This window comes from Idiomarina sp. OT37-5b (assembly GCF_002968395.1).
Classification (GTDB): Bacteria; Pseudomonadota; Gammaproteobacteria; order Enterobacterales; family Alteromonadaceae; genus Idiomarina; species Idiomarina aquatica.
In genome coordinates this window covers 2,646,519-2,664,965 of sequence record NZ_CP027188.1, presented here as the reverse complement: position 1 = coordinate 2,664,965, position 18,447 = coordinate 2,646,519, and the positions used below count along the sequence as shown (strand labels likewise).

The window sequence follows — 18,447 nt, the reverse complement described above, 5'->3', positions numbered from 1 at the left end:
AGGTGTTTTAAGTGCTGGATACTGCCTACGGATACATCACGTATTGTTAACAAATTACACAGTTCTACTGGGTGGGAATATTGGCTTTCGATAATGCGAGTGGTAAACGCTATGACCCGTGCAGACCTGTCACAAAATTTACACATATTGTATAAAAGGTTAAGCGGGGGATAACGGGACTTTAAACGTTAAACCTGGCTGAACATCAGCCACACACCACCCATATAAAGTAGCGTTATCAGCAGGCTTTCGAGGCCAATACGACCCGGACCCTGGCGCTCTCGCCGAATCAGCCCCATGAGCAAAACGGCGGACATTAACAGGGTAAGACAAAGCCAGAATAAGATGTCGTCGGTCATCGAGTGATAAATTGAGCCGTTACGGTAGGCGATATCCGACGCGGCGGTAAATAACGTATCAAATGCGTTGCCACCAATGATGCCGCCGACTGCGAGCGTTAAGGCGCCACGGCGAACGGCAGCGACTGATGTGACCAACTCCGGTGTGGAAGTACTAATGGCGGTTAGCATTACACCCACCACAGTATGGGTCAGCCCGGTTTCGGCGGCGATCACAGAGGCGGAAGGTTCCAGTAAATAGCCGGCAAAACCCAATACCACAAACAGCACAAAAAACTCGCTGACCAGCCGCACCATCGGCGGCATTTGGCTAATATCGTCCGGCTTGTCCTCACGGGTTTCCCGAGTTTGTGTTGGCGCCCACATAGGCGCATGGTGCGCGCGATGCACAAGGGTAATACCGTAGACATAAACCAGAAAAAGTAGCGGCGTGACCGGGTGTATGTTCCAGATCGTGACGTTAGGTAACAGCGGGGTCATCAGAATCAGCGACAGCAGCATGATGAGCAGTGCGTTTTGCATCATGTTCGGCGCTGACGCTGCGGCATGCTCGAGGTTCGCGCGGCGATAGACCATATCGGCCACTGCCAGAAAAAAGGTTTGCACCGCAATGCCGCCAAGGGCATTACTGAGCGCCAAGTCGGCATTACCGTTCCAGGCAGCGGTTACCGACAATACCGATCCCCCCAGTGAGGTTGTTGCACCCAGCAACACGGCACCTGCTGCCGCTTCTCCGATCCCTGTGCGGTCGGCAAGCTGATCAACAATGCGTGTAATACGAGTACCGGCAATGGCAATGACGAGGGCACAGAGCCCAAATACGGCCACGCCTTGAAGTAGTGTCCAATTCTCAGGGTTTAACAAATAGCCATTTCCCATACGACGGCTGATTGCTTCAGTATAGTAATCAAAATTGGCGAGTCCAACGGCATCGACTCGCTCTGATGAACGAGGTCAGCATAAAAAATTTCACTGGCGAACAACCGTACCGTCGCTATACTCCGCAACAGATCGCCTTGTTGTTTCAAACGGGGCTGGTAGACCGGAGACTGTGATGATTAGATTTTGTATTGCCGCGTTACTGATACCCATGACGTTTGCAACGGTAGCGCAGGATGAACACTTAAAATGGGCTGGACATGTTGCGTTGCCGAATGGCCAGCAGATGCCATTAGAACTCGAGGTGTTTAAAACCCCTCATACTACAACGGCTAACGTGAGAAGTCCGGCGCAAGGTGTACAGAACATTCCGGTCACTGCATTCCGTCAAACGGTGAACACGTTATCAATGCAGTTACCGACGCTGGGCGCGGCATTGCAGTTACAGCCAAATAATGAAGGTTGCCTGGCCGGAGCGCTCAATCAGGGTATGGCGTTGCCGGTTGAGTTATGCCCGACTCAAAGCCTGACCCATGATGATTATTTGGCTTCTCTGCCCGAAGGCGTCACAGAGCTTGATGAGCTGCGTTTCCAGTCCGCTGATGGTTCGTGGTTGAGCGGCACCTTGTATCAGCCGGTGAATCAACCGCAAGCGCCGGTGGTTATTCTCTCCGGCGGCAGCGGTGCGAGCGATCGTGATGGCTCTTTTGCCGGTAAAAAGCCCTACCGTAACTTTGGTATTGAACTGGCGAAACAGGGTATTGCGCTGTTTACCTTCGATAAGCGAGGCGTCAGACGTTCTGGCGGCGATTATACACAGGCAACGGTTGAGCAGTATGCGCAGGATATCCAGACAGCGTACCAGTTGATTCGTGGCATGAAGGCGATCAACCCGGAAAAAATTGGTTTTGTTGGTCACAGTGAGGGGGCAACAGTGGTCGCGATGGCGCTGGCTGAGGTCAATGCCGATTTTGTGATCTCACTGGGTGGCGTCGGACTTAATGGTATCGATGCCATTGTCTTGCAGGATAAAACCGAGTCGATGGCGCGTGGCGCTTCCGCAGAACAGGCTGAAGTGCTGCAGCAGATCGCACGGGAGTATTATGCGATTGTGCTTAATGCGCCGGATGATAAGGCTCGGGAGCAACAGGCCAAAGCATGGTTGGCGTCGCTGAGCGAGCAGCAGCGAGACGTCTATCAGCAATACGGAGCAGACACTTATACGCTGGCCGTCGATAATGTGAACGATAAGGCGTTATTTTCAATTTTGGCGACGGACCCCACCCAGCATTGGCAACGAGTCTGCGTTCCTGCTTTGATACTAAACGGGGATAAGGATGTGCAAGTGCCGGCGGTTGAAAACGTTGCCGGCCTCGAGCAGGCGCTAGCCTCTTGCCGTCATCCCGCTACTAAGGTAAAGATATTGGCTGACTATAATCATATGCTGCAACCGACAACGGATGGCAACATTGAGTTATACGCAGAGCTACCGGAAGGATTTGACGAGAACCTAAGTACTGACATTGCGGCCTGGATTAGGCGCTTGCGTTAACCGCCCAACGTAACAATCGCCCCTGCGGTCGCCCTTGCGTTGACATCCCGTGGCGTAACGGTTATCAAGTTGGCAAACTGATAGGAGATGACACATGTTCGAATACAAACGAATTGCGCTAGCGGTGTCGCTGGTGCTGATGACAACCGCCTGTTCAGAGGCAAGCAAACAAGAAGCGACGTCGGCCACGGCTGAGCAACAAACAGCGGCCGAGCCGGCTCAGCAAGAAACGCAGCAAAGTGAGTCGGAAAAAGCGAACCAGTTATTCGAAGACATTTTTATGGAAAATGTCATGCGCAGCCCGATGTATCAGTCGTATTTGGGTATTAAAGACGATCAGGACAAGTGGGATGATATTTCTGAAGAGCAGGCGCAAGAAGACTTAGCGCTGCAGAAAAAGCATTTGCAACAAGTGCTTGCGATCGATGAGTCGAAGCTTGATGAGCAGACCAAGATCAGCTGGATGCTGATGAAGCAGAAGCTGGAAAACGAGATTGCCGATTTCAAATGGCGTCATTATAACTACCCGGTAAACCAAATGTTTGGCCTGCATTCGAGCGTAGCGTCGTTGCTGATTAACCAGCATGGCATTAGCTCGGTGGATGATGCCGAAGATTATATTGCGCGTCTTAACGGCCTTCCGGCGTTATTTGAGCAGCTAGGGGAGAACCTTGAGCTGCGTGCCGAGAAAGGCATAATCGCGCCGAAATTCGTCTACCCGTATGTGATCAGCGACAGCAAAAACATCATTACCGGCGCGCCATTTGACGATGGTGAAGCGAGCGCACTTTGGGCTGACTTTACGAAAAAAGTTGAAAACCTGGAAATCGAAGAAGACCAGCGTGATGCGCTTCTGGCAGCGGCTGAAAAAGCCATGCTGGAATCCGTGAAGCCGGCCTACGAGAACCTCATCGCGTCGGTAGAAGCGATTGCCGAGCAAGCGGACACCAAAGACGGTGCCTGGAAATTCCCGGAAGGTGAAGCGTTTTACAATAATGCCTTGCAGCGCACAACAACGACCGACCTGACGGCCGACGAGATTCATCAGATCGGCTTGAGTGAAGTTGAGCGCATCCACGAGGAAATGCGCGGCATCATGAAAGACGTTGGCTTTGAAGGCACGTTGCAGGAATTCTTTGTGCACATGCGCAACAATGAAGACTTTATTTATCCGAATACCGAAGAGGGGCGTAAACGCTACCTGGACGAAGCAACCGCATACATTGATAACATGCGTGGTCGTCTGGACGAGTTGTTCATTAACAAACCGAAAGCGGGTTTAATTGTGAAAGCGGTTGAACCTTTCCGTGAAAAATCGGCGGGTAAAGCGTTTTATCAACAACCGTCGATGGATGGAACGCGTCCGGGTACTTACTATGCCAACCTTTATGATATGGCGGCCATGCCGACTTACCAGATGGAAGCACTGGCTTACCATGAAGGTATTCCGGGTCACCACATGCAAATCGCGATTCAACAAGAGCTGGAAGGCATTCCTAAATTCCGTCGCTTCGGACGCTATACAGCCTACAGCGAAGGCTGGGGACTTTATACCGAGAAGCTGCCAAAAGAAATTGGGCTGTATAAAGACCCGTATTCGGACTTTGGTCGTTTAGCGATGGAGTTATGGCGTGCGGTGCGTTTGGTTGTGGACACCGGCATTCATGCGAAGAAATGGACGCGTGAAGAAGGTATCGACTTTTATGTGACCAATACGCCAAATGCAAAATCGGATGCGGTGAAAATGGTCGAACGTCATATCGTCATGCCAAGTCAGGCAACGGCTTACAAAATTGGTATGAATAAGATTTTGGAGTTGCGTGAGAAAGCGAAAACGGAGCTTGGCGATAAGTTCGATATCCGTGAATTCCACGATGTTGTACTTGGCAGTGGTCCGGTACCGTTAAACATCCTTGAGCAGTTCGTTAATGACTACATTAGCGAGAAGAAAAGCGCTTAAGTAAACCGAGTGAGCCGCGTTGCTGCTTAGACAGCAACGCGGTTGCCGCCATTACGCTTGGCGCGATACATAGCCTGGTCGGCATGGTGCAGTAATTGCTCGATGGTATGGCCATGCTCCGGCCACCTGGCGATGCCGATACTGGCGGTAATAATGTCTTCACCGTGCGGAAGTTGTAACGGTTGACATAAGGCATCATGGATCTTGTCTGCCACTGCCGTTAACGCGTCCGGCGTATCAATGGCATCCACCAACACCACGAATTCATCACCGCCAATACGTGCGACGCTGTCCGTTGCTCGAATGGCGCTTTGAATGCGCAAGCCCGCAGCTTTTAATAATTCATCACCGGTTGCATGCCCATAGGTGTCGTTTATGTGCTTAAAGCGATCCAGATCCAGATACAGCAGGCCGATATCATTGCCGTCACGCTGCGCCCGAGTGGTTGCCGTTTTAATACGATCATACAACAATACGCGGTTGGGTAATCCGGTCAAAGCATCCGTTAGCGCCATTTGCTCAAGCCGCTTGATCAGACGTTCTCGTTCGGCTTCTAACTGTTTTTGGCCGGAGATATCACGGGCGACACCGACACGCATCTGATCGCGTTCGGACCACCGCGCCGACCATAAAATGTGCACAACGGAGCCATCTTTACGGAGATAACGGTTCTCGAAGTGTGTCACCTCCCCGCCGTGATTAACCCGGTGTGCGGTTTTTTGAGTCATCAAGCGGTCGTCGGGATGAATAAAGTCGAGCATGGAGCGACCAACCATTTCGTCGGGGTGGTAACCGAAAACCCGTTCAGCACCGGGACTGAGATAATGGAAACGACTGTGCTCATCGACGACGCAGATGGCATCGAGCAGAAGATCCATGTATTCAGCAATATCAGCAAACGAGCTTGTGATCATAGTAGTACGATAAAGTTGCCATTTGTTCCGACAGCGATACACTGCAGGGAATGAATTAAAAGCATGTTCTATGGGCTTTTTAGCACAGAAAATGCTTTTTTGCTCACACTTACTGTGGTTATTCGAGACAACGGAGCAACGATGAAGATTTGGGTCGACGCCGACGCGTGTCCTACGGTTATTAAAGACATTTTGTATCGAGCGGCTGAGCGCAAGCAACTGCCACTGATTTTGGTGGCCAATCAGCCGTTGCGTGTGCCGCCGTCGAAATGGATTCGCACCATGCAGGTATCGTCCGGTTTTGATGTTGCGGATAACGAAATTGCTGAACGTTGTCAGCCGGGTGACTTAGTGATCACGGCGGACATTCCGTTGGCCGCTGATGTGATTAAAAAAGATGGGCTGGCGTTAAGCCCGCGAGGTGAATTATTCACTAAGAGTAACATCGGCTCGCGACTGAATATGCGCGACTTTATGGACACCATGCGCAGTAGTGGTGAACACACCGGTGGCCCACCGCCGTTGCACCAACGCGACCGTATGCAGTTTGCTAATGAACTGGATAAAATTTTGGCGCGCGTTTAACGGCGCGCCAAATGGCGTGGTTAGCCACGGGAAAGCGTTTTAATCAGATGCCAGCCAAAGGCCGTTTTTACCGGGCCGTGAACTTCCAGTGTCGGTTTACCGAACACAACCTTGTCGAAGGCCGGTACCATTTCGCCACGTCGGAATTCACCCAGGTCACCGCCTTTTTTGCCGGAAGGGCAAAGTGAGTGTTTACGTGCCAAATCGGCAAATTTAGCGCCGCCGGCTAGCTGTTTCTTAAGATCTTCTGCTTCATCTTTGGTTTGTACTAATATGTGTAGAGCGTGTGCGCGTGCCATGATGCCTCCTTATAATGCATGCGCTAGTTTAACAATTTTGAACCTAAAAGGTGATAGCATCGTTTATTCAGTCGGATGACAGAGCGGATCTAACCATGGCTAAAATCCCAGATTTCTCGATATTTTATGACCGCGCGTGCGAACGCAAAGGCGGCGAGCAGAATATGCTTGCTCAAATGCCAACATTGGCGTCTGATGAACAATTGATGCAGTTAACAGACGATCGCGTTTTATCACTGCTCACTCGATGCATTTTCCGCGCTGGCTTTGTGTGGCAGGTTATTGATAATAAATGGCCGCAATTTGAACAGGCCTTCAGTGGTTTTGTGCCGCTGTACTGGCAACAAGTGCCGCCGGAGCGTCTTGAAGCGTTGGCAAACGACGAACGTATTGTCCGTAATTTTCAAAAAATTATAACGGTGCCGATTAATGCCCGAATGATCGTCGAGGTCGCCGAAGAGTATGGCAGTTTTGGACGCTTTTTGGCGCAGTGGCCTAATAGCGATCAGGTTGGGCTGTTATTGTTGTTAAAGAAAAACGGCGCAAGGCTGGGTGGTAACACCTCGCAGTACGCGTTACGAATGCTGGGTTGGGACGGTTTTGTAACCTCACCTGATGTTGTCAGGGCGCTCGCTAACTATCGCTTACTGGATGCGTCAGTCACCAGCCAGACAGGGCTCCGGCAGGTGCAGACCGCAATCAATCACTGGCATGAAAAAACAGGCTTACCCCGCAGCCACATTTCCCGAATTTTGTCCTACAGTGTAGGGTAGATGCACGTCACAAAATGTTCGCAAAGCGAGAAAGGATGGTGGTATGTATAACGTATTAATCACGTTATTGGCGTTATTGTTGGTGGGGTGTGCGTCGCCCACGTCAACCACACTGGTGGGTGAGAAACGTGCTGCCATTGCACCTGAACAGGTACGGATTTATACCGAAAAGCCAGAAAATTACGAACCGATAGCCTTGTTGTCGGTGACCAGTGATGGTTCCTGGAGCTTTGGTGAACAAGCCAAGATGGATGCAGTCATCAGGCTGTTGAAACAAGAAGCCGCCAAAGTGGGTGCCAACGGGGTCTTGTTACAGGCAACGGCTGACCAGCGCGATAACTCGATCTACGTTGGTACTGGTGTTGGTCGTTACAGCGGCAACGTTGGGCTCAGTGTGCAATTGGGTCGGGTATTCGGGTTAACCGACAAAACCGCCGAAGGCCTGGCCATTTATGTGAAACCCTAGCGTGCGCCGGGGCGCACGTAGACAGTAGCAATAACTTAGCGGGTGCCAAATATTTTATCACCGGCATCACCCAGTCCAGGCATGATGTAACCATTGTCATTAAGGTTGCTATCCAGTGCGGCGGTAAAAATGCGTACATCGGGGTGTTTGGCTAATACCGCTTCTACGCCCTCTGGTGCTGCAACCAATACCAGCACACGGATGTCTTTGCAGCCGCGTTGTTTCAGCATGTCCAGCGTGGCTATCATACTGCCACCGGTAGCCAGCATAGGATCAATAACTAGTGCGATGCGCTCATCAAGTGCACTAACAAATTTGTCAAAGTAGCTGACTGGCTCTAGGGTTTCTTCGTTTCGGTATAAGCCAACCACACTGACTTTAGCACTCGGAATTAAATCCAAAACCCCGTCAAGCATACCGATGCCAGCACGTAGAATCGGTACCACGGTAACTTTTTTGCCTTTGAGTTGCTGCACTTCAATGGTATTGCCACTCCAACCGTCGATGGTTGTACTTTCCAGCAAAAAGTCGCTGGTTGCTTCGTAAGTAAGCAAGGTGGCAATTTCGTTGGATAACTCACGAAAGCTTTTCGTTGATATGCCGGATTTTCTCATTAGACCCAGCTTATGCTGAACCAATGGGTGCTTGATAACTTGTAATCCCATAGTAATGTTTCCTATTCCTTAGCAATTTCGGCAGACACGGCACGCAAGCGAGTTACCATTGTACTGGTGTAAAGGTGCTTAATGAAGCGATAAAGATATCGAAGGTGCAGTCCACTAAGGCGAACATCCATCAGCGTTAATGCCAAACGATGGACTCAGATGACTTCATGGTAGTATGTTGCGTCTGTGAATGTCGCTCACTGAATACTGAACAACGAAAAGGAGAATCTCCATGAAACTGACGGTAGAAATCAGCAAATACCCATTGGCGGATGATTACATCGGCCCAATAAAAGGCTTTATTGATGAGCTGAACAAAACCGCTGACGTTAAGGTAATCACCAATACCCTCAGCACCCAGGTGTTTGGTGATTATGATGACGTGATGGAAGCGCTGCAGCGTTGTATTAAGTGGTCGTTCGAGCGCTATGGTAAGGTGGTGTTTGTGTGTAAATTCTTACATGGTGACTTAAGTCCGTCGAATTGAACTTATGAAGCCGGCGATACCGGAACTGGAGTTTAGTGGTGATTAGCAGAGCGCAAAAAGAGCATTTAGTAACCGCATTGACATGGCCGGAGAATGAGGCTGAATTTGCTTTTTGGTTTGGCGATAAGATCGTGTACGGCAGTTCTGCCGATACCATTTGGCAGCAAATCCAAGCGGACTCGCGGGACACGTTTGTGTTTACCGATGAGACGGGTCAGCTCGGTTTTGGTCAATGTTATGAGCGCGAGGCCAATGCTCGTCATATTGCTTGCCTGATTGTGGCACCACAAGCGCGCGGGCAGGGTGTTGGGCGTCGGTTTGTTACCGACCTCATGAATCATGCGCTGTCCATTTCGGGCGTGAACCGCATCACCCTCAACGTTTATCCGAATAATGCGCCAGCGAGAAAGCTTTACCTGAGCCTTGGTTTTAACGAAGTGGGCGAAAACCGCGGCATGGTCGCGATGCGTTACGACCATGCCCAAGACAATTAGTCTTTGGCCACGGTTGCATTCCAGTTAATCGCTTGCCAGCGGCCGTCTTTTTTAATGAAAACACCACTGTTATAAAAGCGATCAGTTACTTTGCCGCCTGTCGCTGAAGTGAGCGTGAAGTTAACGATTACGACCTCGCCGATGGGCTTAATTTCGATGTTTTCTGCGCCGTACCAGGTATCCACCTGCTCCGGGTCATTCGCTTCAACGCCTTCAAGGCCCTTCATTAATGTGGCTTTACCATAGCGAGTGCCACGCGAACTGGTGTAGGTAAGGTCATCGGCCCAAAAGTTGGCATGAACCTCGGGGTCGTTAATGCTGGCACCGTAAAGAAAAGTTTCTAGTGTTTGCGTTAACTCTTGTTTTAAATCCGTTTGAGCGGATACTGAAAATGAGCTTAACAACAGTAACATCGATACGAATAGGGCACGCATGGCTTGGTTCTCTTTGATAAACTGACATGATATTAGGCTGGCACTGAAATGCTGTAAAAGCAATATAATAAAGGTCAATTATGTTCACACAAACAGAGCTGACGCTGTCTCCAAAACGCCGGGGCTTTCACTTAATCACAGACGATGTTGAGCGTGCGCTCGCGGAGTTACCCAGAGTGAAGTGCGGATTGCTGCATGTGTTTATACAGCATACGTCGGCATCGTTAACCATCAATGAAAATGCCGATCCTACGGTGCGACAGGATTTTGAAAGCCATTTCAATGTCATGGTTCCGGAAAACCAGCCCTATTATAAACATACCTTTGAAGGGTCAGACGACATGCCCGCTCACCTGAAAGCAAGTTTGCTGGGCACGAGTGTCACCATTCCGGTTACCGATGGTCGTCTGAATATGGGTACCTGGCAGGGGCTGTATTTGTGTGAGCACCGTGATAATGCAGGTGCCCGCCGGCTCGTCCTCACCTTACAGGGCGACTAGTCGGAAATAAACTCGTCGAGCAGCCCGACAACCCGATCCGATGTGGCAATCAGTTCTTCAATCATCGGCTCTAGCGCTTCGTGATGGTTGCCTTGCTTGGCGTTATTGAAAATATCCCGACCTAACTGATGCACCTTAGGATGAACATGGTTGTACAGTTCAGCGAAGTTATTTTTACCCGCAAGCATCGTTTGACCTCGATCAGAGTCAAGGAATTTACCCAGTCGACACTGAGTATGATCCTTGAGTTCGCCCTCGGTTAACGAAGTTTGATTGAAAAGTGCGTAGCGAATGACTTTATCGACCCACACGATATGGTCAGCCTTGGCCAACCGAAGTAGCATCGCGGGGTCGTCATCGGGTAGCATTTGTAATTCGTGCAGTTGGTTTTCGCGCAGCTGGCGCATGACTTTGGCAATATCATTAAAGGATGCATTTGCGACCTTTACTGCATCGGACATGTGTTGAAGCCGGGCAGCCATGTCCCGCGCCACATTCGATTGTTCTCGTGTTGCCGAGGACACTTCGGTTGTGGCTGAGAGATTTTCTTCTGCCGAGTTTCGTGCACGCTCGAGAATGTCGCAAACTTGCGAACGATCGTCACGGGATTCGGTTAATGCTTCGTTACTGGTTTCGATAACGGCTTCGATATCGCGCGCTCCTTTAACAACATCGGTAACGATAGTATCAATTTCGGTAGCCGCTTCAGAGCTACGGGTAGCCAGTTCACGAACCGCGTCGGCGACAACAGAAAAGCCCCGTCCGGCCTCACCGGCCCGCGCGGCTTCGATAGCTGCGTTGAGCGCCAATAAATTGGTCTGGTCGGCAATTTCGTTCACGGTTTGCGTCAAATGAGTGATGCGTTCGGTCTGATTAACGAATGCTCTGGTGTGTTCAGTAACCCGTGAAATCGATGACTCGACTTCCCCCATATGCTGCACCAGGGTTTTTAATTTCTGTAAACCACTGTCCGCATCCTGTGCGGATTGCTCAGCGGCCGACAGTACTTGTTCTGCATAGGCGGCAACCTGTGTTGCTGACGACGATAACTCTTCGACGGCCGTAGCCAACTGCTCAGAGTCCGACTCCAAACCGTTGATTTGCTCCTGGAATGTCAGCCCTTCTCGGCCAAAACGGACGATGTTGCGGATCGAGTCGATGCTGCTATCAGCAAGCCCAAATGCATCCATGCTACTCGAATCATTCCGAAATAGGGGAGCCATCCAGTCGGGAGCCTCGTTTGCGTCGAGGCTACCTTCTGCGAAGGCCTCTAAATATTCAGTGACTTTACCTTTGGTTAAGAACATGACTGACGACCTTTATCCTTACTTTTAATATGGTTATTGTGTCACAATTGCGTCACTTTCCAAGTAAAATTATCGTCGTTTTCATGCCGTTTTCTGATTACACTATCGACACCTTTTGCTCGATTTCTAAACACGGGATAGATGCATGGCAGACAAAGACGAACTGCACCGCCGTCGGCTCGCGTCGGCGAAGGAGTCTGACGAAGCGGTTGCTCGCATCGAGGGACAAGGCTCTTATAAACTGGCATTTGCCGATAATGAGTTCTTGTTGCGGGATGATTTACGTGCCGTGAGATTGCAGTTGGAGTATTTAAAGCCGCAATTGATCATGGAGCAGCACAATATTGATGCGACCATTGTGGTATTTGGTAGTGCGCGTTTTTTGCCGCCGGAACAAGCTTCTCATGATTTACGTATTGCCGAGGCAGAGTTAGCCAAAAAGCCGAATGATGATCGGTTGCGGGGACAAGTAAAACGAGCACAGATTGCCGTTAAAAATAGCTTTTATTATCAGCAGGCGCAGGAGTTTTCCCGACTTGCGACAGAACATAGCCTTAAACGGCCGGACGAAAATTTGATGATCGTCAGCGGCGGAGGACCTGGCGTGATGGAAGCGGCTAATCGCGGTGCGATGGATGCTGGCGGTGAGAGTATTGGGCTCAACATTGTGTTACCCAAAGAACAGCGTCCAAATCCCTATATCACCCCTGAGTATTGTTTTCAGTTTCATTATTTTGCGATTCGAAAAATGCATTTTCTGCAACGCGCGCGGGCTCTGGTTGCCTTTCCTGGCGGATATGGCACCTTGGATGAGTTATTCGAGACACTAACGTTAGTACAAACGCAAAAGTCGGAGCCGGTGCCAATCGTGCTGGTCGGCAAGACATTTTGGTCGCGTTTGATCAATTTTGAGCTGTTGGTCGAAGAAGGTACGGTAGAACAGCGAGACCTGGAGCTTTTTAGTATTGTGGATACGGCAGAGGAAGCCTGGCGAGAAATCTGCCGATGTTACGATCTGAAAAATGGTAACCATCGTTAGGCCATTTGCGCGATGCGATGGTGAAAATTTCGCCACGAAATGATAAAGAATACCAGGCCAATGGCCAGCAGCGCGGTCAACTGTGGCCAGACGATATCCAGCCCTGCGCCACGAAATAAAAGTCCCTGACCAAATTCGGTAAAGTGAGAGGTGGGCGCCAGTGACATGATCCACTGCACCGCGATTGGCATGCTGTCAAACGGTGTCATGCCTCCGGAAAGGATTTGCATTGGCAGTATAATCAGTAAGAACAATAAGCCAAACTGCGGCATCGAGCGCGCAAAAGTACCGATAAAGATGCCCATTGACGTCGTGGCAAACAAGTGCAGAGCGGTGCCGAACAAAAACAATCCGGCGCTACCCAGGGTTGGAATATCCAGCACTTGTTTGATCACAATAAATAACGAAAATGCCGCAGCGACCAGCACCACCAACCCCATCGACCAGACCTTACTGAGCATAATTTGCATGGGGGTAACGGGCATTACCATCAGGTGTTCAATGGTACCGTGTTCACGCTCACGTAACAGCGCTGCGCCGGTCAGTATGATCGATAACATGGTGATTTGATTGATCAACTCCATGATGGCGCTGAACCAACCACTGTTCAGCTCAGCATTGAACCGCGCTCTAAGTGCGACAGTAACGGGCATGATGGCTTTCTGCTGAGTGAATTCCGCGACTTCGGTTTGGATAATGGCTTGCACATAGCCGTTGCCGGTAAATGCCTGACTCATGCGGGTAGCATCGACGATCACCTGAATTTCCGGTTGTTTGTTGGCGAGTAAGTCGCGTTGCAGGCCTTCGGGAATGTCGACAATAAAAGTGAACCGGCCGCGGTCCATATCGCGATCAGCCGTTTGAGCGGATACATACTCGGGGGGTAAAAAGTAGGGCTCGGTAAATGCGTTGACGATTTGTTGAGACAGTTGTGAACGATCATTGTCGATGATCGCAATAGGAGTTTTGTGCAGCGTTTGCGGTGTTGCTGAGGCGGCGGTGTAGACAAAAACAGTAAACGCCATGACGATAAACAGCAGCAACATTGGGTCCCGTGACAGGCTGACCAGCTCTTTAATGCCAAGGTTAAAAATGATGTTTATGCTACGCACATTTAGCGCTCCTGCTTTTTCACCAACATAATGCCAATCATTGTGAACAACACGGCGGCAACGGCCAGACCGATCAACATCACCGTCAGGTCGCTAAATCCCAGTGCTTTCGAGAAAGCGCCTCGACTCGCGATCATGTAGTAGCTGGTTGGGTAAATTTCGCCTATCCAACGTGCCAGTCCGTCGAGTGACGTAACCGGAGTGATCATGCCGGAAAACTGCGATGCCGGCAGAATGGTTGCTAAGGCGGTGCCAAATAACGCCGCGATTTGGCTATTGAGAAAGGCGGACATAATAAGCCCTAACGCCGTCGCAACGACGACATAAAGCAGCGAGGCGAGCGTCAGTGCCATCAGGCTGCCCTTGAGCTCGACGTCAAACACAAAGATGGCCTGCACCAGTAAAATAAAAAAGTTAAGCATTGCCAGTGCCAGATAGGGCAACTGTTTACCGAGGAAAAATTCGCTTTTACGGGTCGGGGTTACGTAAAAATTAGTGATAGAACCGAGCTCTTTTTCGCGCACTACTGACAGGGACGTGAGAATGGCAGGAAACAGCATCAGTAACAGCGGAATGACCGCAGGTACCATGGCAGCGAGGCTCTCTATGTCAGGATTGTAGCGATATCGGCTTTCAACCGAAATTCGGCCGGGGTTAGACGGCGCGCTTGGCTGCAGACTCAGTTGATAGTTTAACCATTCAGCGTGCATGCCCTGCACATAGCCCTGAATGGTCTCGCCCCGCATCGGCATCGAACCATCTATCCACGCCCCCAGTTCGACCTGATTGCCGCGCTGCAGGTTGCTGGCAAAGTTTGTCGGAATTTCGATGGCCAGGCTAATGTCGGCCGAGCGTAACCGTTGCTCCAGTTCGGTGTAGTCGGTGAGCTCGTCCTGCTGATGAAAATACGGCGAGCCCGATAAATTGAGCGTGTAATCGCGACTGACACTGGTTCGGTCACGATCCAGCACGGCAAAATCGATTTCATCGACATCCATGTTGATGCCATATCCGAGGACAAACATCAGAATCACGCTGCCAATCAATGCCATGGCAAGTCGCACCGGGTCGCGCATCAATTCAATGGTTTCACGATGGCTGATACTGAGTAGGCGCGACAGGCTAAAACCGCGACGTTGCACCACCACCTCATCCCGCTGCGTTGGTGATGATACGCGGGGCGTCGCTGTGTCGGGCTGAGCCTGTGCAAGATAGTAAACAAAAGCGTCCTCTAAGCTGTCTTTACCACTGGCTTGTGTGATGGCCTCTGGGGTATCGGTGACCAGCACTTTACCCGCATGCATTAGCGAAATACGGTCGCAACGCTCAGCCTCATTCATAAAATGGGTGGAAATGAATAACGTCACGCCGTGTTGCCGTGCCAGCACCTGAAGCTGGCGCCAAAACGTGTCTCGGGCAACAGGATCAACCCCGGATGTGGGTTCATCGAGAATGAGAATGTCCGGTTCGTGGATGAGGGCAACGGCCAGCGATAAGCGCTGACGTTCGCCAACCGGAAGCTGTTTCGCGAGTTGTGGCATCAGTGCGCTGAGATCCAGTTGTTGCGCCAATATTTCTATGCGCTCGGTTAGCTGTTCATGACTCAGTCCGAAAAGCTTGCCGTGCAGTTTCAGGTTTTGGGCAACGGTGAGCTCTTCGTACAACGAAAACGTTTGCGTCATGTAGCCGACCCGTTTCCGCGTTTCGATATCGTAATGGGTGATCGGCTGACCAAACAGTGCAGCACTGCCGGAGGTTGGTGGTAGTAGCCCGGTAAGCATTTTCATGGTGGTGGTTTTGCCGCAACCGTTGGAACCGAGAAAACCAAAAATTTCGCCTTTATTGATCCGAAAACTGGCGTCATCAACCGCCGTAAACGCTCCAAACTTAAGCGTCAGGTGCTGTGCTTCTATGGCGATAGCCCGGTCGTGTTCGGGTCGGGGTTGCGGTGGATTCGGGGTTGCTTGAGACGTTACCCCAAGCAGCCGCATAAAGGCCTGCTCCAGCGAGGTCGTCTGGGTGTCTGCCAATAATTGCGCAGGTTTGCCACTGGTGAGTAATTGGCCGTTGTTAATGGTGGCCAGCCAGTCGAACTGTTCAGCCTCTTCCATATAAGCGGTGGCAACAATAATACTGATATCAGGCTGCTGTTGACGTATTTCACTGATCAGTTTCCAGAACTGCCGGCGTGAAAGGGGGTCAACACCCGTGGTGGGCTCGTCTAACAGGAGTAAATCGGGGTTATGAACCAGCGCACAGCAAAGGCCAAGCTTTTGTTTCATTCCGCCCGATAATTTGCCACTGGGGCGGTGACGAAACGACCACAAGTCAGTCGCGGTTAGCAGCCGTTTGACCCGTTCGTCTCGCTGCTTGGCAGGAATGGCGAAGAGTTTGGCAAAAAACGTTAAGTTCTCCAGTACCGACAGCGTTGGATAAAGGTTTTTCCCGAGCCCTTGTGGCATATAGGCGATCTGCCGCATCAATAGCTTTCGCGATCGTCGCGAAGTAATGTCCTGTGTAAGGACTTGCAACTGGCCGCGCTGAACTGCGCGGGCGCCGGCGATTAGGGATAATAACGTCGATTTGCCGACCCCGTCGGGGCCGATAAAGCCGCAAAGTTGGCCTCGCGGAATCGCCAGCGAGATGCCATTGAGCGCGGTGGTTTTTCGATAGTGATAACACAGGTCAGTCGCCGAAACGACCAATCCAGCATGCATTAGTCGAGCTCCGTTTGTAACTCTGGGGGCCAGCTTGTTCTGCTGTCAAATTTTACGTAGGCGATTCCGGGTAGCCCCGTTTTCACCTGCTCGAGGTGTTTCTCCAATAACGACTTTTTAATACTGGCGCGTACGCGGAACATCAGCTTTTCCCGTTCTTCACGGGTTTCGACAGTTTTCGGGGTGAACTGAGCGACGTCGGAGATAAAGCTGATGTAAGCAGGAACCTTGTATTCCGGCAGGGCATCAAGAACAATTCGCGCTTCACTGCCTAAGGAAATTCGACCAATCGCCGAAGTTGGCAGGAAAAAGGTCATGTAGACATCGCTGACATCGACCATATTAATGATGCGGCCTCCCGCAGGCACAACCTCGCCGGGATGAGCGACAATGTATTGAATACGACCGTCGCGGGGCGCGTACAGCATACTGTCGTCAATTTCGGCCTGAACACGATCGAGCGTGGCAGCCGTCGCTTCAGCCGCTGCTTCGGCGCTGCTGAGTTGTGATAAGGCGGTTTGTATTGCTGCGTCACTGGCTGCAAGCTGTGACTGAGCAGCGGCAATGGCTGCGTCGGCACTGATAACAGCTGCCTGAGCATCATCTAAATCTTGCGATGACACCGAACCTTGTTCTGACAGCGTTTTGATACGTTGCAATCGTTTTTGGCTGAGCGTCTGTTCCGCCAACCGCTGCTTTACCAATGCCTGCGCTGCTTGCTGTTCAGCCTGTCGTTGCTTAACCTGGCTGGCCGCCGCCTCGATAGCAGCCTGCGCTTGTCGCAGTTGAGCCGCGGTCTGGTGATGTTCCGCTTCAAGGGTTGTGGTATCCATTTTGGCAAGCTCATCGCCGGCCAACACAAAATCGCCCTCGCTGACCCATAGTTGTTCAAGTCGCCCGGCGACTTTGGTGGCAATATTAATTTCAACGGCTTCAATACGGCCATTACCACTAACGATATCGGGATAGGCGGTATCGTCATCTTGTAAGCCAAGATAAAAAAAGGTCGCAATCAACAGAATGCCAACCGCGATAGCTAATGATCGTTTGTTCATGCGCCCATGCCGCCGTCAACACGATAAGCGCTGCCGGTGATATAACTGCTCTCGTCAGACGCTAAAAACAGAACCAAATTGGCGACTTCTTCGGACTCGCCATAACGCCCTAAGGGTACGCCGCGCTCCAGTTTCTGCTTGGCCTCTTCGGGGTGCCCCGGGCTGAATAATTCTTCAATAGAGCGCATCATGCGGGTATTAATCGGCGACGGGTGTACGGAGTTAACGCGAATATTGTGGCTGGCCACTTCCAGAGCCGCACACTTTGACAGGCCGGTTACCGCATGCTTCGAGGTGACATAGGGTGAAGCCGTTGCGGTACCATCCAGGCCGGCGACGGACGACATATTAATCACGCTACCGGAACCTTGTTTCAGCATTTGCTTGAGAACGTATTTAAGCCCCAGAAATGCACCCCGAACGTTCACCGCCATAACGCGGTCAAAATTCTCCATGCTTTGTTCGGTGATAGGGCCCATTTTTCCTTCAATGCCCGCATTGTTGAAAAACACGTCAATGCGACCGAACTGGTCCAGTGTCTGGTTGACATAATCTTTAACCGCCGCTTCGTCGGCGACGTCTGCAGCGACCCAACGAACATCAGGACTGTTTAGCTCATCGGCTGTTGCGGCTAATTGTTCGGCGTTAATGTCGACTAACATGACGCGCGCGCCGTGCTTTAAAAACAGCTCTGCGGTTGCCTTACCAATCCCCGCGGCACCGCCCGTGATGATGGCAACTTTGTTGGTTAGACGTTGGTCCATAGCCCATTCCTTTGCTGGTACATGTTGTACTTAGTCTTGTCGAAATCGGCCAAATATGCAAAGGCCCTATCAAAAATAGGGCCTTT

At 50.9% G+C, this 18,447-nt stretch carries 19 protein-coding genes; 9 read left to right on the top strand and 10 right to left on the bottom strand.

What is annotated here, in order from left to right:
• Positions 1-188: 188 nt before the first annotated feature.
• Complete coding sequence (locus tag C5610_RS12540) at positions 189-1,238, bottom strand: sodium:calcium antiporter (protein WP_105307458.1); 1,050 nt, start codon at positions 1,236-1,238, stop codon at positions 189-191.
• Positions 1,239-1,413: 175 nt separating this feature from the next.
• Here C5610_RS12540 and C5610_RS12535 point away from each other — a divergent pair, with 175 nt between their 5' ends.
• Both C5610_RS12535 and C5610_RS12530 read left to right on the top strand, forming a co-directional pair.
• On the top strand, positions 1,414-2,790 hold the full coding sequence (locus tag C5610_RS12535; RefSeq protein WP_105307457.1) for an alpha/beta hydrolase family protein: 1,377 nt from the start codon (positions 1,414-1,416) through the stop codon (positions 2,788-2,790).
• 94 nt (positions 2,791-2,884) lie between these two features.
• The gene (locus C5610_RS12530; RefSeq protein ID WP_105307456.1) at positions 2,885-4,750 is read left to right on the top strand and encodes a DUF885 domain-containing protein; all 1,866 of its coding nucleotides are present in this window, start codon (positions 2,885-2,887) and stop codon (positions 4,748-4,750) included.
• A 26-nt stretch (positions 4,751-4,776) separates the two neighbouring features.
• Here C5610_RS12530 and C5610_RS12525 read toward each other — a convergent pair whose 3' ends face one another.
• Positions 4,777-5,664 (bottom strand): sensor domain-containing diguanylate cyclase, encoded by an 888-nt coding sequence (locus tag C5610_RS12525; protein ID WP_105307455.1) that lies wholly within the window; start codon positions 5,662-5,664, stop codon positions 4,777-4,779.
• 141 nt (positions 5,665-5,805) lie between these two features.
• On the opposite strand from C5610_RS12525, the gene C5610_RS12520 reads away from it, so the two are divergent.
• Positions 5,806-6,249: a YaiI/YqxD family protein gene (locus C5610_RS12520; RefSeq protein ID WP_105307454.1), complete on the top strand. Its 444-nt coding sequence runs from the start codon at positions 5,806-5,808 to the stop codon at positions 6,247-6,249.
• Between the two features lie 20 nt (positions 6,250-6,269).
• Here C5610_RS12520 and C5610_RS12515 read toward each other — a convergent pair whose 3' ends face one another.
• Complete coding sequence (locus C5610_RS12515) at positions 6,270-6,548, bottom strand: peptidylprolyl isomerase (protein WP_105307453.1); 279 nt, start codon at positions 6,546-6,548, stop codon at positions 6,270-6,272.
• 95 nt (positions 6,549-6,643) lie between these two features.
• On the opposite strand from C5610_RS12515, the gene C5610_RS12510 reads away from it, so the two are divergent.
• Both C5610_RS12510 and C5610_RS12505 read left to right on the top strand, forming a co-directional pair.
• The gene (locus C5610_RS12510; protein WP_105307452.1) at positions 6,644-7,321 is read left to right on the top strand and encodes a DNA-3-methyladenine glycosylase I; all 678 of its coding nucleotides are present in this window, start codon (positions 6,644-6,646) and stop codon (positions 7,319-7,321) included.
• A 43-nt stretch (positions 7,322-7,364) separates the two neighbouring features.
• Positions 7,365-7,787, top strand: a complete 423-nt coding sequence (locus C5610_RS12505; RefSeq protein ID WP_105307451.1) for a hypothetical protein — start codon at positions 7,365-7,367, stop codon at positions 7,785-7,787.
• 35 nt (positions 7,788-7,822) lie between these two features.
• On the opposite strand, the gene upp is transcribed toward C5610_RS12505, so the two are convergent.
• The gene (gene upp, locus C5610_RS12500) at positions 7,823-8,452 is read right to left on the bottom strand and encodes a uracil phosphoribosyltransferase (RefSeq protein ID WP_105307450.1); all 630 of its coding nucleotides are present in this window, start codon (positions 8,450-8,452) and stop codon (positions 7,823-7,825) included.
• A 232-nt stretch (positions 8,453-8,684) separates the two neighbouring features.
• On the opposite strand from upp, the gene C5610_RS12495 reads away from it, so the two are divergent.
• Both C5610_RS12495 and C5610_RS12490 read left to right on the top strand, forming a co-directional pair.
• Complete coding sequence (locus C5610_RS12495) at positions 8,685-8,939, top strand: YkoF family thiamine/hydroxymethylpyrimidine-binding protein (protein ID WP_105307449.1); 255 nt, start codon at positions 8,685-8,687, stop codon at positions 8,937-8,939.
• 38 nt (positions 8,940-8,977) lie between these two features.
• A complete protein-coding gene (locus C5610_RS12490) occupies positions 8,978-9,433 on the top strand; it encodes a GNAT family N-acetyltransferase (protein ID WP_105307828.1) in 456 nt (151 codons plus the stop codon).
• Here C5610_RS12490 and C5610_RS12485 read toward each other — a convergent pair.
• A complete protein-coding gene (locus C5610_RS12485) occupies positions 9,430-9,867 on the bottom strand; it encodes a nuclear transport factor 2 family protein (protein WP_105307448.1) in 438 nt (145 codons plus the stop codon). The genes C5610_RS12490 and C5610_RS12485 overlap by 4 nt on opposite strands.
• A gap of 80 nt (positions 9,868-9,947) precedes the next feature.
• Here C5610_RS12485 and C5610_RS12480 point away from each other — a divergent pair, with 80 nt between their 5' ends.
• Entirely contained in the window at positions 9,948-10,367 is a 420-nt protein-coding gene (locus C5610_RS12480) for a secondary thiamine-phosphate synthase enzyme YjbQ (RefSeq protein ID WP_105307447.1), read from the top strand.
• Here C5610_RS12480 and C5610_RS12475 read toward each other — a convergent pair.
• Positions 10,364-11,674 carry a methyl-accepting chemotaxis protein gene (locus C5610_RS12475; protein WP_105307446.1) on the bottom strand — a complete coding sequence of 437 codons (1,311 nt, stop codon included), beginning with the start codon at positions 11,672-11,674 and terminating at the stop codon, positions 10,364-10,366. The two genes, C5610_RS12480 and C5610_RS12475, sit on opposite strands and share 4 nt — an antisense overlap.
• Positions 11,675-11,819: 145 nt before the next feature.
• Between C5610_RS12475 and C5610_RS12470 the strand changes: the two genes are divergently transcribed.
• On the top strand, positions 11,820-12,713 hold the full coding sequence (locus C5610_RS12470; RefSeq protein WP_105307445.1) for a TIGR00730 family Rossman fold protein: 894 nt from the start codon (positions 11,820-11,822) through the stop codon (positions 12,711-12,713).
• On the opposite strand, the gene C5610_RS12465 is transcribed toward C5610_RS12470, so the two are convergent.
• From C5610_RS12465 to C5610_RS12450, 4 genes are read right to left on the bottom strand one after another with little or no spacing between them, the layout of a single operon-like run.
• Positions 12,710-13,825: an ABC transporter permease gene (locus C5610_RS12465; RefSeq protein ID WP_105307444.1), complete on the bottom strand. Its 1,116-nt coding sequence runs from the start codon at positions 13,823-13,825 to the stop codon at positions 12,710-12,712. The genes C5610_RS12470 and C5610_RS12465 overlap by 4 nt on opposite strands.
• 2 nt (positions 13,826-13,827) lie before the next feature.
• Positions 13,828-16,542: a ribosome-associated ATPase/putative transporter RbbA gene (gene rbbA, locus C5610_RS12460; protein ID WP_105307443.1), complete on the bottom strand. Its 2,715-nt coding sequence runs from the start codon at positions 16,540-16,542 to the stop codon at positions 13,828-13,830.
• On the bottom strand, positions 16,542-17,597 hold the full coding sequence (locus C5610_RS12455; RefSeq protein WP_105307442.1) for an HlyD family secretion protein: 1,056 nt from the start codon (positions 17,595-17,597) through the stop codon (positions 16,542-16,544). Before C5610_RS12455 ends, rbbA begins: the two co-directional genes overlap by 1 nt.
• Positions 17,594-18,361, bottom strand: a complete 768-nt coding sequence (locus C5610_RS12450; protein ID WP_105307441.1) for an SDR family NAD(P)-dependent oxidoreductase — start codon at positions 18,359-18,361, stop codon at positions 17,594-17,596. Before C5610_RS12450 ends, C5610_RS12455 begins: the two co-directional genes overlap by 4 nt.
• Positions 18,362-18,447 lie beyond the last annotated feature (86 nt).

What these genes read in the sequence shown, in the direction of transcription:
- C5610_RS12540 (WP_105307458.1), bottom strand. Translation starts at nt 1,238, where the DNA reads ATGGGAAATGGCTATTTGTTAAACCCTGAGAATTGGACACTACTTCAA.
- C5610_RS12535 (WP_105307457.1), top strand. Translation starts at nt 1,414, where the DNA reads ATGATTAGATTTTGTATTGCCGCGTTACTGATACCCATGACGTTTGCA.
- C5610_RS12530 (WP_105307456.1), top strand. Translation starts at nt 2,885, where the DNA reads ATGTTCGAATACAAACGAATTGCGCTAGCGGTGTCGCTGGTGCTGATG.
- C5610_RS12525 (WP_105307455.1), bottom strand. Translation starts at nt 5,664, where the DNA reads ATGATCACAAGCTCGTTTGCTGATATTGCTGAATACATGGATCTTCTG.
- C5610_RS12520 (WP_105307454.1), top strand. Translation starts at nt 5,806, where the DNA reads ATGAAGATTTGGGTCGACGCCGACGCGTGTCCTACGGTTATTAAAGAC.
- C5610_RS12515 (WP_105307453.1), bottom strand. Translation starts at nt 6,548, where the DNA reads ATGGCACGCGCACACGCTCTACACATATTAGTACAAACCAAAGATGAA.
- C5610_RS12510 (WP_105307452.1), top strand. Translation starts at nt 6,644, where the DNA reads ATGGCTAAAATCCCAGATTTCTCGATATTTTATGACCGCGCGTGCGAA.
- C5610_RS12505 (WP_105307451.1), top strand. Translation starts at nt 7,365, where the DNA reads ATGTATAACGTATTAATCACGTTATTGGCGTTATTGTTGGTGGGGTGT.
- upp (WP_105307450.1), bottom strand. Translation starts at nt 8,452, where the DNA reads ATGGGATTACAAGTTATCAAGCACCCATTGGTTCAGCATAAGCTGGGT.
- C5610_RS12495 (WP_105307449.1), top strand. Translation starts at nt 8,685, where the DNA reads ATGAAACTGACGGTAGAAATCAGCAAATACCCATTGGCGGATGATTAC.
- C5610_RS12485 (WP_105307448.1), bottom strand. Translation starts at nt 9,867, where the DNA reads ATGCGTGCCCTATTCGTATCGATGTTACTGTTGTTAAGCTCATTTTCA.
- C5610_RS12480 (WP_105307447.1), top strand. Translation starts at nt 9,948, where the DNA reads ATGTTCACACAAACAGAGCTGACGCTGTCTCCAAAACGCCGGGGCTTT.
- C5610_RS12475 (WP_105307446.1), bottom strand. Translation starts at nt 11,674, where the DNA reads ATGTTCTTAACCAAAGGTAAAGTCACTGAATATTTAGAGGCCTTCGCA.
- C5610_RS12470 (WP_105307445.1), top strand. Translation starts at nt 11,820, where the DNA reads ATGGCAGACAAAGACGAACTGCACCGCCGTCGGCTCGCGTCGGCGAAG.
- rbbA (WP_105307443.1), bottom strand. Translation starts at nt 16,542, where the DNA reads ATGCATGCTGGATTGGTCGTTTCGGCGACTGACCTGTGTTATCACTAT.
- C5610_RS12455 (WP_105307442.1), bottom strand. Translation starts at nt 17,597, where the DNA reads ATGAACAAACGATCATTAGCTATCGCGGTTGGCATTCTGTTGATTGCG.
- C5610_RS12450 (WP_105307441.1), bottom strand. Translation starts at nt 18,361, where the DNA reads ATGGACCAACGTCTAACCAACAAAGTTGCCATCATCACGGGCGGTGCC.